The 16,139-nt window shown below is 43.7% G+C and carries 19 protein-coding genes; 16 read left to right on the forward strand and 3 right to left on the reverse strand.

Annotated elements, in window-relative coordinates:
• From glgA to VZ94_RS16205, 7 genes are all read left to right on the forward strand, one after another.
• Window positions 1–1,033 (forward strand): glycogen synthase GlgA (gene glgA, locus VZ94_RS16180; protein ID WP_045780019.1); only part of this gene is annotated, 1,033 nt, incomplete at its 5' end.
• Between the two features lie 193 nt (window positions 1,034–1,226).
• Window positions 1,227–2,357 carry an NAD(P)/FAD-dependent oxidoreductase gene (locus tag VZ94_RS16185; protein ID WP_338040466.1) on the forward strand — a complete coding sequence of 377 codons (1,131 nt, stop codon included), beginning with the start codon at window positions 1,227–1,229 and terminating at the stop codon, window positions 2,355–2,357.
• Between the two features lie 113 nt (window positions 2,358–2,470).
• The gene (locus VZ94_RS32380) at window positions 2,471–2,950 is read left to right on the forward strand and encodes a beta-ketoacyl-[acyl-carrier-protein] synthase family protein (RefSeq protein ID WP_338040467.1); all 480 of its coding nucleotides are present in this window, start codon (window positions 2,471–2,473) and stop codon (window positions 2,948–2,950) included.
• Window positions 2,877–3,653 (forward strand): beta-ketoacyl synthase N-terminal-like domain-containing protein, encoded by a 777-nt coding sequence (locus VZ94_RS16190; protein ID WP_338040468.1) that lies wholly within the window; start codon window positions 2,877–2,879, stop codon window positions 3,651–3,653. Before VZ94_RS32380 ends, VZ94_RS16190 begins: the two co-directional genes overlap by 74 nt.
• The gene (locus tag VZ94_RS16195; RefSeq protein WP_045780020.1) at window positions 3,654–4,094 is read left to right on the forward strand and encodes a hotdog family protein; all 441 of its coding nucleotides are present in this window, start codon (window positions 3,654–3,656) and stop codon (window positions 4,092–4,094) included.
• A 30-nt stretch (window positions 4,095–4,124) separates the two neighbouring features.
• Window positions 4,125–4,850 (forward strand): 3-oxoacyl-ACP reductase FabG, encoded by a 726-nt coding sequence (gene fabG / locus VZ94_RS16200; RefSeq protein WP_045780021.1) that lies wholly within the window; start codon window positions 4,125–4,127, stop codon window positions 4,848–4,850.
• Window positions 4,850–6,079, forward strand: a complete 1,230-nt coding sequence (locus tag VZ94_RS16205) for a beta-ketoacyl-ACP synthase (protein WP_045780022.1) — start codon at window positions 4,850–4,852, stop codon at window positions 6,077–6,079. Before fabG ends, VZ94_RS16205 begins: the two co-directional genes overlap by 1 nt.
• A 138-nt stretch (window positions 6,080–6,217) precedes the next feature.
• Here the strand turns inward: VZ94_RS16205 and VZ94_RS23475 are convergent, their stop codons facing one another.
• Both VZ94_RS23475 and VZ94_RS16215 read right to left on the reverse strand, forming a co-directional pair.
• The gene (locus VZ94_RS23475; RefSeq protein ID WP_131655598.1) at window positions 6,218–6,775 is read right to left on the reverse strand and encodes a hypothetical protein; all 558 of its coding nucleotides are present in this window, start codon (window positions 6,773–6,775) and stop codon (window positions 6,218–6,220) included.
• A gap of 690 nt (window positions 6,776–7,465) precedes the next feature.
• The gene (locus VZ94_RS16215) at window positions 7,466–8,293 is read right to left on the reverse strand and encodes a hypothetical protein (protein ID WP_045780023.1); all 828 of its coding nucleotides are present in this window, start codon (window positions 8,291–8,293) and stop codon (window positions 7,466–7,468) included.
• A gap of 117 nt (window positions 8,294–8,410) precedes the next feature.
• Between VZ94_RS16215 and VZ94_RS27160 the strand changes: the two genes are divergently transcribed.
• The 4 genes from VZ94_RS27160 to VZ94_RS16225 all read left to right on the forward strand — a co-directional run bounded on the left by VZ94_RS27160 (window position 8,411) and on the right by VZ94_RS16225 (window position 11,457).
• A complete protein-coding gene (locus VZ94_RS27160) occupies window positions 8,411–8,809 on the forward strand; it encodes a phage integrase N-terminal SAM-like domain-containing protein (RefSeq protein WP_239650008.1) in 399 nt (132 codons plus the stop codon).
• A gap of 12 nt (window positions 8,810–8,821) precedes the next feature.
• A complete protein-coding gene (locus VZ94_RS27165; protein WP_338040469.1) occupies window positions 8,822–9,400 on the forward strand; it encodes an integron integrase in 579 nt (192 codons plus the stop codon).
• Between the two features lie 160 nt (window positions 9,401–9,560).
• Window positions 9,561–9,800, forward strand: a complete 240-nt coding sequence (locus tag VZ94_RS29450) for a hypothetical protein (RefSeq protein ID WP_239650009.1) — start codon at window positions 9,561–9,563, stop codon at window positions 9,798–9,800.
• Window positions 9,793–11,457, forward strand: coding sequence for a hypothetical protein (locus tag VZ94_RS16225; protein ID WP_239650010.1), 1,665 nt, complete (start codon window positions 9,793–9,795; stop codon window positions 11,455–11,457). Before VZ94_RS29450 ends, VZ94_RS16225 begins: the two co-directional genes overlap by 8 nt.
• A gap of 75 nt (window positions 11,458–11,532) precedes the next feature.
• Here VZ94_RS16225 and uvrD read toward each other — a convergent pair whose 3' ends face one another.
• On the reverse strand, window positions 11,533–13,710 hold the full coding sequence (uvrD, locus tag VZ94_RS16230) for a DNA helicase II (RefSeq protein WP_045780024.1): 2,178 nt from the start codon (window positions 13,708–13,710) through the stop codon (window positions 11,533–11,535).
• A 118-nt stretch (window positions 13,711–13,828) separates the two neighbouring features.
• Between uvrD and VZ94_RS29455 the strand changes: the two genes are divergently transcribed.
• The 5 genes from VZ94_RS29455 (at window position 13,829) to VZ94_RS29465 (ending at window position 16,123) form a co-directional block, all read left to right on the forward strand.
• Entirely contained in the window at window positions 13,829–14,017 is a 189-nt protein-coding gene (locus VZ94_RS29455) for a metallophosphoesterase family protein (protein WP_239650011.1), read from the forward strand.
• A gap of 116 nt (window positions 14,018–14,133) precedes the next feature.
• A complete protein-coding gene (locus VZ94_RS29460) occupies window positions 14,134–14,325 on the forward strand; it encodes a metallophosphoesterase family protein (RefSeq protein ID WP_239650012.1) in 192 nt (63 codons plus the stop codon).
• Window positions 14,326–14,747: 422 nt separating this feature from the next.
• On the forward strand, window positions 14,748–15,344 hold the full coding sequence (wrbA, locus tag VZ94_RS16240; RefSeq protein ID WP_045780025.1) for an NAD(P)H:quinone oxidoreductase: 597 nt from the start codon (window positions 14,748–14,750) through the stop codon (window positions 15,342–15,344).
• Between the two features lie 4 nt (window positions 15,345–15,348).
• Window positions 15,349–15,717, forward strand: a complete 369-nt coding sequence (locus tag VZ94_RS16245) for a DUF2069 domain-containing protein (RefSeq protein WP_052700650.1) — start codon at window positions 15,349–15,351, stop codon at window positions 15,715–15,717.
• Window positions 15,695–16,123, forward strand: a complete 429-nt coding sequence (locus VZ94_RS29465; RefSeq protein WP_239650013.1) for a DnaA ATPase domain-containing protein — start codon at window positions 15,695–15,697, stop codon at window positions 16,121–16,123. Before VZ94_RS16245 ends, VZ94_RS29465 begins: the two co-directional genes overlap by 23 nt.
• Window positions 16,124–16,139: the final 16 nt, after the last annotated feature.

Raw genomic sequence — 16,139 nt, forward strand, 5'->3', positions numbered from 1 at the left:
TATTGTTCATTGTAACGATTGGCAAGCCGGTTTAGTTCCCGCTTTATTGTCTTTAGAAACTAATCGGCCTGCGACGATTTTTACGATTCATAATTTAGCGTATCAGGGTTTATTTCCTGCGAGTCAAGTCGATACATTAAACTTGCCAGGCAAACTTTGGCATCCTGATGGGCTAGAGTTTAATCACATGTTGTCGTTTATCAAAGGCGGTTTGGCTTTTGCGGATAGGATTACGACGGTTAGTCCAACTTACGCTGCTGAAATACAGACACCGGCATTTGGCTATGGCTTAGAAGGCTTATTGCAATATCGTGCTAACGCGTTAACAGGCATTATTAACGGTATTGATACTGAGTTATGGGGGGCTGAAACCGATAAATACATTAAAAAAACCTTTACTGTTACTCGCTTAGTTGACAAAAAAATTAATAAAGCCGAATTACAGCAACGCTTTGGTTTGCCTGCCGAAGAACGTATACCGATGTTTGCATTGATTAGTCGGCTAGTTGAGCAAAAAGGTATTGATTTATTATTAGACTGCTTGCCCGAAATGATGGCAATGAAATTGCAGTTGGTGTTATTAGGAGCGGGTGATAAGGTTTTTGAGCAGCGCTTGCAAGCAGTGGCAGAGGCACATCCTGACAAATTTGCGTTAACGCTCGGTTATGACGAAGCGTTAGCGCATCAAATCGAGGCAGGTGCTGATATTTTCTTAATGCCTTCTAAATTTGAGCCTTGTGGTTTAAACCAAATGTATAGCCAGCGTTATGGCACTATTCCGATAGTTCGTAAAACCGGTGGCTTAGCGGACACTGTGGTTGATGCCACGTTGGAAAATGTTGCTGATAAAACAGCCAGTGGTATTGTATTTGGCGACATCAGTTCAGGTTCGTTAATGGAGGCGATAAAACGCGTGTTATGGATTTATCAAGATCAAAAAGTATGGGCGCAAATGCAAGCAACTGCGATGAAAAAAGATTTTTCTTGGCGTAATAGTGCTGAACAGTATTTGCGTTTGTATGATGAGTTATAGCGCTAAAGTGATATTGACGTTTTGTCTTTTAATCTCAAATAACAGCCCAACCTAAAGCAACATATCTTGCAGCATTTTGCCGACATCTTAGCCTATATACATCAGGCATCGATTGTTATCAAACTAGGTTTACATGGGCATCTACGCTATACTTCGCGCGGTTCAGTTGCTCAGTTGAGGAAAAAGAGTTGCTATGGCGCAAGGTAAAAACGTTGTTATTATTGGTGCAGGGCCTGCAGGTAGTATTGCTGCCGCTTTAATACAGCAACAAGGTCATCAGGCTATAATTCTGGAAAAAGAAACGTTTCCCAGGTTTAGCATAGGTGAAAGCTTATTGCCGCAGTGTATGGAGTTTATTGAGCAGGCCGGTATGTTGCCAGCGTTGCAAGCCGCTGGGTTTCAGTTAAAAACCGGAGCGGCTTTTTTGTATCATGGTCAGTATTCTGAATTTTGTTTTTCCGACCAATTTTCAACTGGATTTACCTATACCTATCAAGTTCAACGCGCTAGGTTTGATGCGTTGTTAGCATCTGAAGCGCAACGACAAGGTGTTGATATTCGTTGGCAACAACGAGTATTAGCGGCTGATTTTTCAGCAGCGAAACCAGTGTTAACTGTCATTGATGAACAAAGCCAAGACACGTATCGCTTAGAGGCTGATTTTGTATTAGATGCCAGTGGTTTTGGTCGGGTATTACCGCGCTTATTAGCGCTAGAAATGCCGTCAGGTTTTCCTGTTCGTCAAGCGATATTCACCCATTTGGAAGATCGCATCAGTGATAGTAGTTATAATCGTGAGAAAATTTGGATTGTCGTGCATCCAGAAAATGCTGAAGTCTGGTATTGGCTAATCCCTTTTAGCAACGGGCGTTGCAGTCTTGGAGTGGTCGGTGAGACAGCATTTTTTGAGCAAATTGGTAACGATTGGCAAGCGGTGCTCCACACATTAATCGCACAAGAGCCGCGTTTATCTCGTTTATTAGCCAATGCTTGTTTTGATACACCAGTCAATACGATTACCGGTTACAGCGCTAATGTCAGCTCGTTAGTCGGTAATGGCTATGCATTATTAGGGAACGCCGGAGAGTTTTTAGACCCGGTGTTTTCTTCAGGTGTGACGATAGCGATGAAATCGGCAAGTTTAGCGGCTGATGTGTTAAATCGTCAATTTCAAGGTCATGCAGTCGATTGGCAACGCGATTATGCTATGCCGTTAAAAAAAAAGGTGTCGATACCTTCCGCGTCTATGTTACCGCCTGGTATAACAGCACGTTACAAGATGTGTTGTTTCATCCTCAGCAACAACCGAATATTAAAGCCATGATTTGTTCAATTTTGGCTGGTTATGTCTGGGATGAGGCGAATCCTTATGTTAAACAATCTCAAGCACGACTTAATACTTTAGTTGAATTATGCCGTTCTCCGGCTTAACAAATAATGGCTTTATTTTTAAATGACTTAGGTGTGGTGTCTGCCATAGGAAATACTAAAGCGGAGCATTATCGTCGTTTGCTGTTAGGTGACCGTTCTGGTTTAGCTGAAAGTCAACAATTTCGTTTAGCTAAACCGGTTATCGTAGGTGAAGTTAAGGCGGATTTACCTCGTATTGATGAGCGTTTTGCTGTTTATGATTGCCGTAATAATCAGCTTTTATTAGCAGCGTTAGCGCAGATTCAAACTACAGTGGATAACATGTTGAGTCAATTCGGTGCGAATCGGATCGGTGTTGTTATTGGTACGAGCACTTCAGGCGTAAGAAATACCGAGTTGGCTTTGGCAACGCAAGCTAAAACAGGAGCGCTGCCTAATAATTTTCATTTTAAACAACAACAACTGGGTGCGGGTGCGGACTTTTTTAGCGGATTATTTAGGTTTAAAAGCGCCTGCTTATACGGTTTCTACTGCCTGTTCATCTAGCGCTAGAGCAATAGCCTCGGCGCGTCGTTTGCTTGCCTTAGATATTTGCGATGCCGTGATTGTAGGCGGTGCTGATAGCTTATGCCATTTTACATTGCATGGTTTTGCGGCGTTAGAGTCGATTGCTGAGGGTTGGTGTAAGCCGTTTGGTCAACACCGAGATGGTATTAATATCTCTGAAGCGGCAGCGCTTTTTGTATTGAGTAAAGTAGAAGGGCCTGTGCGTTTATCCGGCATAGGCGCGAGTAGCGATGCCTATCATTTTTCTGCGCCGTCGCCTGATGGTCAAACCGTGATAAAAGCTATGCAGCAAGCCTTACAGGATGCGCAAAAAACACCGAGTGACATTGATTATATTAATTTGCATGGTACGGCTACGCGTCTAAATGATGCTATGGAAAGCCGTAGTGTTGCTAAAGTTTTTGCAGAATCGATAGCGGTAAGCTCAACTAAAGGCATGACGGGACATGCGTTAGGTGCGTCTGCGGCACTAGAGATGGGGATTTGTTGGTTATTGTTAACGGATAATGATACAAACGGCTCACTACCGCCGAATATTAACGATGACGTTATCGACCCGGAATTTCCGCCATTAAATTTTGTTCAGTTAGGCCAAAGTTTAGGGCGTCCTGTAAGCACTTGTTTGAGTAATTCGTTTGCTTTTGGTGGCAATAATATTTCTATTGTATTGGAACGTAGTTAAATGGAATTCACCGTAGATGAATTGTTAGCTCATAGTGGGCTAATGATGTTATTAGACAATATTGTCACGTTTGATGAGCAATCGATGGTGTGCGAAGTGGTGGTACGCGATGATGGCTTGTTTGGTGGTAATGGTGAAGAATTATCAGCCTGGATTGGGCTTGAGTATATGGCGCAAACTATTGCGGCGCATAGTAGTATGATGGATAAATTAGCCGGTAGACGAAGTTATTTTGGCTATTTGTTAGGTACACGTTCGTATACGACTAATCAATCGAGTTTTCGAGTTGGTGCGCGTTTAACAGTGCGCGCAGAAAAAGTGATTGATGAGCAAGGATTAGGTATTTATACCTGTCAAATTACCGCACCTGATTTACTCGTTCAGGCTAATTTAAACGTATACCAGCCTAGTTCAGAAAAAAACCGAGTAGTTATCGATTAGTCGCACTATTTCACCTAGAAGAGACACGCAATGGCAGAAACAATCTTAGTAACTGGCTCTAGTCGCGGTATAGGCAAAGCGATAGCGTTATATTTAGCCGAGCAAGGCTTTGATTTAGTCTTACATTACCGGCAGCGTCAAGCTGAGGCCGAGGCGGTGGCTGAATCTATACACGCTCAAGGACAACAAGCGCGTATTGTGCAGTTTGACGTGGCCGACCGCCAACAATGTGCGGAGAAACTGACGCAAGACATAAGTCAATATGGTGCTTATTACGGTGTGGTCTGTAATGCAGGCTTAACCAGCGACACGGTTTTTCCGGCCATGACGGATACCGATTGGGATAAGGTGATTCATACTAATCTCGATGGTTTTTATAATGTGTTAAAGCCTTTAGTTATGCCTATGATTCAACGCCGTAAGCCAGGGCGTATTGTGACACTCTCTTCAGTCTCAGGCCAAATGGGCAACTGGGGACAAGTTAATTATAGCGCGGCCAAAGCAGGCATTATTGGCGCTAGCAAAGCGTTAGCGATAGAGCTGGCTAAACGCAATATTACTGTTAATTGCGTAGCGCCAGGGTTGATAGAAACCGATATGTTAGACGGTTTACCGCTGGATGAAATGACGAAAGCCATTCCGCTTAAACGCTTGGGCAAAGCGCGTGAAGTCGCCGCGATGGTGGCTTTTTTAATGTCTGACGATGCGGCTTATATTACGCGGCAAGTCTTCTCAGTAAACGGAGGATTGTGTTAATGAAACGCGTTGTTGTAACCGGCATGGCGGCGCTAACACCGATTGGTAATGATTGGTTAAGCGTATCAGAACGCCTAAAAAAATCGGTCACCGGCATTCAGCACATGCCTGATTGGCAGGAATACCAAGGCTTAAACACTCAGCTCGCCGCCCCAGTTGAGTTTTCACGACCAGCGCATTACACCCGAAAACAAATACGAGGCATGGGCAGGGTAGCACTGTTAGGCACTTATGCGACAGAGCTGGCTTTACAAGATGCCGGTTTGCTTGAGCATCCTATTTTAAAAAGCGGTCAAACCGGCATTGCTTATGGTAGCTCTTCAGGTAGTTTTGATGGCTTAGTTGATTTTACTAAAATGCTCATCAACCATAATCGCGGTAGCTTAAATGCAACGTCATATATTCGTATGATGGGTCATACGTGCGCGGTTAATATCAGTCTACATTTTGGTGTGACAGGACGCATTATCCCAACTTCTAGCGCGTGTACATCGAGTAGCCAAGCCATAGGCTATGCCTATGAAACGATAAAACAGGGCCGACAGTTAGTCATGATAGCCGGTGGGGCTGATGAATTATCGGCTTCACAAGCAGCAGTTTTTGATACCTTATTTGCGACATCTTTGCGCAATAACGAGCCGGGTAAAACGCCACGTCCTTTTGATAAAGACCGTGATGGCTTAGTGGTCGGTGAGGGTGGGGCGACGTTGATTCTCGAAGAAAGAGAATACGCTTTAAGCCGAGGCGCAACGATTTATGCTGAAATCGTTGGTTTTGGCACCAATTGCGATGGTTTGCATGTTACTCAGCCTGACCAAGCGAGTATGCAAATCGCTATGCAATTAGCGCTAACAGATGCCGAGTTAAGCCCAGAAACGATTGGGTATGTCAGCGCGCATGGCACGGCGACGGAATTAGGTGATATTGCCGAAAGCCAAGCGACGGCAGCGGTTTTAGGCGCGCATGTGCCAATTAGCTCAATGAAAAGTTATATCGGTCATACGTTAGGCGCTTGCGGTGCGATTGAAGCGTGGACTGGGATACACATGACCAACGAAGGTTGGTTTCACCCTACCGTTAACCTAGAACACATTGATCCACGCTGTGCTGAGTTGGATTATATTCAAAACGGTGTTCGCACGCTTCAATGCGATTACTTTATGAGCAATAATTTTGCTTTTGGTGGCATTAACACGTCGCTGATTTTCCGTGCTGTAAGGTCGGATTAGCCCGTAACAGCTATCTGTTTGGCTTGATATCTGGTCGTAGGGTGGTTTCGCCGATAGGCAAACCGCCATCGGTGTGCCCCGAAGTTGGCGGATTGCCTATCGGCGAATCCAACCTACATCTATACGACTTACGGGTTGTTAATAAGGAAGCGTGGCATTCTGCCCATTTGGTACATCAAGCTGTTTAACCTTGCCAAGTAAATCCATAACGAAGTAGGACACCCGAATGTTCTGCCAAGCTTCGACCTTCTCCCAAGCCAGTTTCGAGACGTAATCCCAGCACTGCTTCCCCTCTTTGTCCAGTTCCTTGCTATCGCACGCGCTATGAGCCTTGTCGAACTCATCCTCGGCTTTTTTGTGCTCAGACGCTATAAACTTTTTCACCTCGCAAGCGAAATTTTTCAATTCATTTTGATGAAGGGGAACCATTTGGCAGAGATCGGCTTTTCGATACTTCGCCTGAATATCGGGGTCAGGGTGCAAGTACTTGTAAGCTCCGCAGTCCAAATGATCGAGCAAAAAAACGTCCTTGATTGGACGGTGTAGGACATTGATCGCTGTAGCGAGATGCGCTTCAAATACTCCTTGCCACCGTTTTGCCGGAGGCAAGTTCGGGTTAAGTAGCTGAAGTGCGCCCATTGCGCCACCAGCTAAAGCCACTTGGTCATATCGGTTTTGGAGATTCAGTTCGTTCATAAATCGAACCGTATCGTCCAGAAGTCTCTGATCCATGCAGGAGAGCAGTAGGACGTTGCTCCGTGGCGGGTCATCGAACACGGACACCAGCCGATTTTGATTATTGCAATTTGTCATATATCTTCTCCAGAATGAGTTAATCGCTTAACGTTACGGGGCGCGCCGCCAACTAAAGCGAAACGAAGCCGCCGAACCTTGATAAAAACCTAAATTCCAAAACCACCAACGGGCGGCGCGTCCCTGTCATGTTAGAGCTTAACGTAACCGGATGATATGGCCGAATTAGCTGTTTCCGAATGAACCGGTAAAGCTAATTCACCAGTTTCATCTACTAGTGCCCAACGGTAATTGTCACCCTATTTGGTTTTGCAATTTTGAGTCAGCTTTAGTTTGCTGTTTACTCGCAATGCAACCATCAGTGCATGGACTGAGGTAATCATAGTGCTTCGAAACTCAGGAGGGACAATTTTTTTACTTGGCATAAATGTTTCGCCACACTCATTACACACAGTATCCCCCGTTTTTTGGCCACAAATCACTTTCTTGGATCTGGTGGTATGAGGGCAAACTGCTTGTTTTTCTAAATCAGAGAAGATTGGCATTAGATTATTCGTTTGTGTGATCTAGCGTTACGGGGCGAGCCGCTAACGGAAGCGAAACGAAGCCGCCGAACCTTGATAAAAAACAAAACTACAAAACTACCAAACGGGCGGCTCGTCCCTTTAACCGACTTGTTAAGCTATGTTTTTTCCCGAGAGAATTTTTCTTCACATCTTTTGATATGAACCGCTCGTACATTTTCTGAATTTTTTTAGATGTTTCTACCTTTGAAGAAAGGGTAGGGTGTGATTCATATTTTGGAGGATAAAGATTTTCTAAATCAAAATTTTTGATACAAGATTCAGCAAGAGTTAAAGCTTCATCCACCAGAGTCAAAATACAAAGAAAGATATTTACAGGTAATTGACCTTCTCTATTCCACCAATCAATAACTCCCTTATCCAAGGCATGAAGAGAATCATAGTAAAAAACAAGTGTTGTTGCATCATCACCTGATAAATTTTGAAATTGTGGCGAATTTGGATAAAGACTTGGCATGTACGGAATAAAATCTTTTTGTAAATCATTAAGCTCAGAAAATTGATGACCCGTGTACTCGCTAGAAGCCATCGAAAAATTCGCAACAGCTCGTTGATGAATAAATAGAGCTCTATCAATTGTCCGTTTTAATTCTGGTGCTAAATATTTACGCGCGTCTGATTCGCGCCTCTTTTTATCCTCGGTGTCAGTGCGTCTTTTATTTATTTCTGTAACCCACGCCCCCAACAATGATGCTCCAGCGCCGAATAACGCCCCAGAAATCATTGAAAATTTTGAGTTAAGAAAACAAATTCCCGTGATGAACAGAAGAGCTGACAACGCCATGTGCGGATTATTTCGTAATGTATTGCCTATTAAGCTGGTAATTTGTATTTTTTGCATGATATATGAGGCAAGAAGATTCAGATCGCCCAACATAAATTAGCCATCCGTGTGACGCAAAACATTACATTACACCGTTGGCTAAATACTTTTTAATCAATAAAATGTTATTTATTTAAAATTTCTAGCAAAATTTAGCACATCCTAAAATTAATGCAATATACATCACAGAATTTTTCTGCACAGCCGCCTAAGTTGCTTGATCAGGTGCGGGCAATGACGTTTTTAAGCATTACAGCATCCGCACCGAACAAGCTTATACGGACTGGATTAGGCGTTTTTATTTTGCATTTTGGTAAAAAGCATCCGCGCGAGATGGGGGCTAGCGAGGTGAGCCAGTTTTTAACGCATTTGGCGGTGGCTGGTCGAGTGTCGGCGTCCACACAAAACCAGGCACGTTGCGCGTTATTGTTTCTTTACCGAGAGGTTCTGGAAATCGAGTTACCTTGGCTAGATGATGTCGAGCAGGCTAAAACGCCTAAGTGCTTGCCGGTGGTGTTAAATCGCGATGAGGTGCAAGCGATTTTATCGAGGCTGTCGGGTACGCATTGATTGGTTGCCAGCTTGTTGTACGGCACGGGGATGCGGATTTTAGAATGCTTACGGCTTAGGGTTAAAGATGTGGATTTTAAGCGGCGTGAGATTTTAATTCGTGATGCCAAAGGGCATAAAGACAGAGTGACGATGTTACCAACGACGCTGGTGGCGGTTTTACAGACACATTTGCAACAGGTGAAGTTGTTGCATGACAGTGACTCAGCGCAAGGCTTTGGCGAAGTGTACTTGCCATTTGCTCTGGAGCGTAAATATCCCAATGCGGCACGAGAATGGGGTTGGCAGTATGTATTTCCTGCCGCACATTTGTCGGTAGACCCGCGCAGCGGCAAGACGCGGCGTCACCATGTACAGGAGCAAGCCATTCAACGGGCAATCAAACAAGTCGTGCGTGATGCTGGTTTGACTAAGCCCGCCACGCCACATACCCTGCGGCATTCTTTCGCAACGCATTTATTAGAATCTGGCTATGACATCCGCACAGTACAGGAGTTATTGGGACATAGCGATGTGTCTACGACCATGATTTACACGCATGTATTGAATAAAGGCGGCAAAGGCGTTAATAGTCCGCTGGATGTGTTGTAACAGCTTTACAGCGTTTCATATACTGGAGGATTAATCAACTTCTGTTAAACTTGGCACCGCTTAGGCCGTTACGTTTGTACTTTACAGCTTACTGCTTGAAGAAACACCTAGTTAAACTAATTGCTACTGCTCTCTATCACCCTCTTGCTAGACAAATCCTATGCTTATTCCTCGCCGCCCATTGTTTACACTTAACGTTTGCATTGCCGTGATTTTGACCGGATGCCAAACCCAACAAATTGCTGTGGATTATCCTGACGCTGAGACCAATACCGATAATAAACAAGCGACGCATACGCGTTCTTTTCAAGCATTACCAGGCTTTGCCAGCATTGACGGCGATGATTTCTATGTGCGCTTAGTGTCGGATTTTGAGGCAAAAGGGCAAAAACGTGATTAAGCAAGAATGTGATAACTTGTCTTCATCGTTTAAAAAAAATAACTTGTCTTCAGCGCTAATTTTTAAAGTGCAAAATACTCGGCTAAAGTTTAGCAATGAAGTACCAGGCTATTCTTATCAAACCACGGCGGGGAGTTGTAATTACACCTTCGATGCTAAAAAGCTGTATTTAACGCCTTGGTTGCGTTTAGATGTCGGCAAAGACACCTCGGTTGATTACAGTCTTTATGCTTATAGCAGTAGCGATGTTGATACGGCTAAAGTGGTTAAAAATGTCACTGCTGCCAGTAGTTTGTTAGCGTTTACCGGTGTGGGCATGGGCGTTGCGGTACTCGGCCAAGTTGCTGGGCAATGGTTTAATGCCAACCCACAAAATCAAACAACCAGCGCGACGTCACCTAATGTGAGTCAAAGCACCGAATCGCATACTATGCCGCCGTTTGTTAGTTACACCAATACCACCGGCACGTTAAAAGACACGGTGTTCAAAATTAATGTCGTGGCTGAAGGAGGACTCAGTCTATTAGGCAAAGAAGCTAAGCCATTTGGTGAATTAAGGCTTTACCCTGAACTTACGCCTTCGTTGTTTTTAAAGACGAATGCTAATGGCCTTCCTGACGCACATGATTTGTCATGGGCGGAAATCAATGCGACGCCGGTCAAATCTGCGTCCGGTGATATTAATTTGCAGCAATTGATTGAGCAATCAAACCATCCGGAAAAACCTAATTTAACGCCTGATTGGCAGAATTACGACGACGTGCATAGCCAATGCCGTAAGTTAAAACGCGTGTTAAAAGACTTAGGATTTAACAAGTTTGACCGCAATGTCTATCTTTATTACTTCTTGGCTAACAGCACAGATTGGCTTAATTACAATATTTCAGCGCAAAAAGTCCAAGACGAGTCTATTAATACTAAAACCTTGCAAAAATACCGCAGTAAAAACTTCGCTCAATGCTTAGTGACAGAAGACTATAACGTGATGAAAGCGATGGGATTGTTTGTTAACAATGACACGGATTGGGGGCAAATGGGCGATACTAGTCAGAAAAAAGCCCAGTTTTTTGCGCCGTTACAAGCGATTGAGCGTCAACTTGTCGCCGTTTTAAAACAAACGCAACCGGCCGAAATGGCAAGCCAGCTTTATCCGTTGCTAAGCAGTGCTGAGAAAGGCGAGGGTACGGTATTGTTACAAAATCGTTTAGGCGCATTCGGTTTAGAAAAGTTATTAGAACCAGAACAAGTCGTGGTTGCCCAGCCTGTATCGGCGACGGGTACATCACCTGAAGCGGTAACACCTGCGCCAACGCCCGTTCAAGCGCCAGTGATACCCGGTGCAGGCATTATTATTACTGCACAGCAATTAGCGCAGGTATTGTCGGGTTTAGCCATTAACGAGCTGAGCTGCGCGCGCATTATTCCAGAGCAACTAGACAAGTCATCGGCTAACACCGGCATTTTATTATTTACTACGCAAGCTAATAGTCCTAGAGCAAAAGGTGGTGCGTTAGAGTTTGAGTTTTCTGCCGGTAAAATAAATCGTATTGCCTTTCAAGCACCCAGTTATCGTGACTTTGAGCAACACGTTAAAGACCATCCAGAGCTAGGCGAATGCAGGATAGAACCGGCATTGCTAGCTAGATTACATGAATAGAAGGGTGTGAATCTGCTTGAACAGCAAAAACACCGCCTAATGGTGTTTTAAGCGGATCTGCTGAGATACCGGGCGTTATACTTCCAGCTTAGCATAGGCCACCATTAACCATTTAACGCCGACAGGCTGACCTTGTTTTCCGGCGAAGTTAATTTGCAAGCGTTCTTGAGCGCCTTCGCCTTCGATTTGAAGAATAATGCCTTCACCAAAGGTTGCATGAACCACTCGCTGTCCCAGTTTAAATTGGCTAGTGCTGGCGGTAAAAGGCGATGGTGGTTTTCTGGTGTGTATGGGTTGGCTTTCTATGTTGCCGCGCATACGCACTTCGCGTAGGCATTCATCCGGTAATTCCCGAATAAAGCGTGAGCGGTTAGCCGATGTCGCCCGGCCATAGAGCCGTCTGGATTCGGCATAGGTTAAATACAATTCCTGCATAGCTCGTGTTATGCCTACATAGCACAGCCGACGCTCTTCCTCTATGCGTTTGACATCTTCTAGTGATTGTTGTGAAGGGAATAAGCCTTCTTCCATGCCCACGATAAAGACTTGCTTAAACTCTAGTCCTTTAGCTGAATGTAAAGTCATTAACTGCACGGCGTCAGTATGCTCGTCAGCTTGGCTGTCGCCAGATTCTAATGACGCATGGGCTAGAAACATATCGAGTTCGCTAAACACTTCATCAGGATATTGCTCTAAACTAAAAGCGCGCGCGGCGTTGACTAATTCTTTTAAGTTTTCTATTTTTTCGTCACCCGATTCAACTTTGGGATTTTGGTAAAACGTGACCATGCCAGCTTGTTCAATAACACGTTTAACTTTTTCGTATAGCTCAAATTCGGCAGTTTCTGAGCGCAACCGCATGATAAGGTTAAAAAACTGATTAAGCGCCGTTACCGTGCGAGCAGAAAAACGTTGTTCGGCACACGCTTTAAGGCCGGCTGACCATAATGAGCAAGGCTCAGTATTAGCAATGTTTCTAAGCTCATCAACCGTTCTTTGACCGATACCACGAGTTGGCCAATTAATAATGCGTTCAAATGAGGCATCATCGTCACGATTTGCAATTAAGCGTAGATACGCTAAGGCATTTTTAATTTCTGCTCTATCAAAAAAGCGTAAGCCGCCGTAGACACGATACGGAATGCCGCTATTCATGAGTTTTTCTTCAAATAAGCGGGATTGTGCATTCGAGCGGTATAAAATGGCTGTGTCGCTTAATTGCTCGCCTTGCCGTTGCCAGGTTTTAATACGGTCTAATACAAAATTAGCTTCGTCTTGTTCATTAAACGCGGCATAAATCCGTAATGGCTCACCTAACTGGCCAGCAGTCCATAATTCTTTGCCTATACGGTTGCTGTTAGTGCGAATAATGGCATTGGCAGCATTAAGAATATGGCCGGTAGAGCGATAATTTTGTTCGAGTTTAACTAGGCGATGGTTAGGGTAATGGCGTTGAAAACCATAAATATTTTCAATTTTTGCGCCGCGCCAGCCGTATATCGATTGGTCGTCATCACCAACGACGAATAAATTGTCTAGCTCTTGGGTTAACAGTCGTAACCAGGCATATTGCAAGCTATTAGTGTCTTGGAATTCATCAACGTGGACGTGTTCAAAACGGTGTTGGTAATGCCTTAATAATTCTGCATTATCACGCATAAGCTCATGCATTCGTAATAACAATTCAGCAAAATCAACCAGGCCAGATTGGTTGCAGGTGTTTTCGTAAGCTTGATAAATCAACAACATTTGTTGTTGCGCCTCGCTATGGGCAACCGTGTGTTTGGCTCTAATACCTTCTTCTTTTTGTCCGTTAATATGCCATAGCACTTGTTTAGCAGGATATAAGCTCTCGTCAATCTTCATATCATTGAGAATACGCTTAATGAGCCGCAATTGGTCGCTAGTATCCATAACTTGAAACGTCGCCGGTAAGCCCGCTAATTCATAATGACGTCTTAAAATACGGTGTGCAATACCATGAAAAGTACCAACCCACATCGCTTGAGTGGGTAACTGTAGCAAGGCATGTATGCGCTGCTGCATTTCTTTTGCTGCCTTGTTGGTAAAGGTGACGGCTAAGATATTATGCGGTGATACGCCATTGACTTGAATTTGCCAGGCAATTCTATGGACGAGTACGCGAGTTTTGCCGCTGCCTGCGCCAGCTAAGATAAGCATAGAATGGCTAGGTGCAGTGACGGCTTCACGTTGCGCGTCGTTTAACGGGTTGATAATAGGGGTAATATCCACGAGTTATTCTAGGTTTGAGGTGAGGGGCAGTGGTATTGAATAAATGGCTGCGTCTTAATCGTATTGTCACAAAACCAGTTAAGAATGGGCATTTTTTATTACTGACTTGATAAAATCTGTGAGTATGAGCATTCAGCACTATAGAACTATTTGGATTTCTGATCTTCATATCGGCTCTACACAATGCCAAGCCGACGTATTACTGGATTTTCTTAAGTATAACGATAGCGATAAATTATATTTAGTAGGTGATATTATCGATTTTTGGTCGTTATCAAAAAAAAATGTATTGGCCAACGTCTCATAATACCGTAATTCAAAAATTATTGCGCAAAAGCTCGACACGGTACGCAGATTATCTATGTACCGGGTAATCATGATGAAAATGTCCGAGACTATGATAATCATATTTTTGGCGATATTGTGGTCAAAAATTCTGATGTGCATGAGACGGCAGAGGGTAAAAAATTTTTAATCGTACACGGTGATGAATACGATACGATTGCTAAATACCATGCGTGGGTCGCAAAGTTAGGGTCTACCGGTTATGATTTTTTAATTGATGTTAACCGCGTACTGCGTTTTTTTAGACGTTTTGTTTGGCTTGCAATCTAATTTTTCGTTAGCGGCTTATGTGAAATTTAAAGTCAAAAAATGCCGTACAATTTATTTCTGATTATGAACAAAGCATTGTTAATACCTTAAAAAATGAGGGATTAGACGGTGTTATCTGCGGCCATATTCATCATGCCGAGATTAAGCAAATCGATGATTTTTTATATGTTAATACCGGGGACTTTGTTGAAAGTTGTACGGCGATTGTTGAACTGAATAACGGAGCGTTACAGTTAATTCATTGGCAAAAACAAATGCAACGAGAAAATAAACCGACCAATTTATTAAAATTTCCGGTATAAATACGCTTTATACCGAGCATTGGCATAGCACAGAGAGGGTTTTGTTGGTACTCGCGTAGGCTTTTTCTATAATAGCCTCTTAAACGTTCGCCAACATATCGCCGAGTTCTATAGCCACTCATGACTAAAATTTTAATTCTTTACTATTCCCGCCACGGCGCAACTGCTGATATGGCTAAACTGATTGCCAGAGGTGTTGAATCGATTTCGGGTGTTGAAGCTGTGTTAAGAACAGTGCCTGACGTTTCTACGGTTTGTGAAAAAACGGCGCCGACTATTCCAGAAGCCGGTGCCGTTTATGTAAGCTTAGACGATTTAACTGCGTGTTCAGGTTTAGCTCTTGGCAGTCCCACGCATTTTGGCAACATGGCCGCACCACTTAAATATTTTCTCGATTCTACGACTGAGTTATGGTTTAGTGGCGCACTAGCCGGTAAACCGGCCGCCGTATTTACGTCAACCAGCAGTATGCACGGCGGACATGAAAGCACTTTACTGTCTATGATGCTGCCATTATTGCATCATGGTATGGTGTTATTAGGTTTGCCTTATTCAGAAGCAGGTCTGCGTTTAACACGCACCGGCGGTACGCCTTATGGGGCGAGTCATTTAGCCGATGATAACGAAATCATTAGTGAGCACGAAAAAAGTCTTTGTCTAGCGTTAGGTGCGCGTTTAGCGACGATGGCGTTACGTTTACAAACCATTACAGGTTAATACCATGACGCCTGCGCGAATGTGTTATGCCGTTATGCTAACCGGCTTTTTTGGTTTATTCCTATTGCTGATGTTATGGCCTACGGTTTTACAACCACCTAAATCATTACCTGTTGCGTTAATTTTATTAGTCAGCGTAACGCCATTATTACTACCTATGCGTGGGCTGTTAAACCAACAGTTAAAGAGCTGTGCAGTCGCGGCTTATATAAGCTTGCTTTACTTTGCTCACGGCAGCGCGAGCTTTTATTACAATCCCAACGAACGCGGTTATCTAGCTTTAGAAATTGTTTTAAGCCTGATGTTGTTTATAGGTGCCGCACTTTTTGTCCGTTTCAGCAAACCCTCTTATGGCCGAACAACTCATCGTTAACTTTGAATTTCTTGCCCATCAATCGTTTGCCAGTTTCTTTGCCGGAAATAATGAAGAAATCGTTAATCATTTACGCGCGAGTGCTGAAGGCTTAGACTCTTTTTTGATTTATCTATGGGGTGCTGAAGGTCTGGGCAAAACCCATTTGCTAAGTGCCAGTTGTAAACACGCACATGGGCTTAAACGTAGTGTGTTTTATTTAGACTTAATGCAGGCAAAAGCCGATAACGCCGGTTTATTAATAGGCTTAGATACTTATGATTTAGTGTGTTTAGATAACATACATGCGATTGCAGGGATGTTGAATTGGGAGCATGAGTTATTTCATTTTTTTAATTTACCTAGACATGATAAGCAACGTTTTAATCGTTGCGGCGGATTGTCACCCTTCGCAGTTAAAGCTTAATTTAAACGATTTAACG

Source organism: Methylocucumis oryzae (assembly GCF_000963695.1).
Classification (GTDB): domain Bacteria; phylum Pseudomonadota; class Gammaproteobacteria; order Methylococcales; family Methylomonadaceae; genus Methylovulum; species Methylovulum oryzae.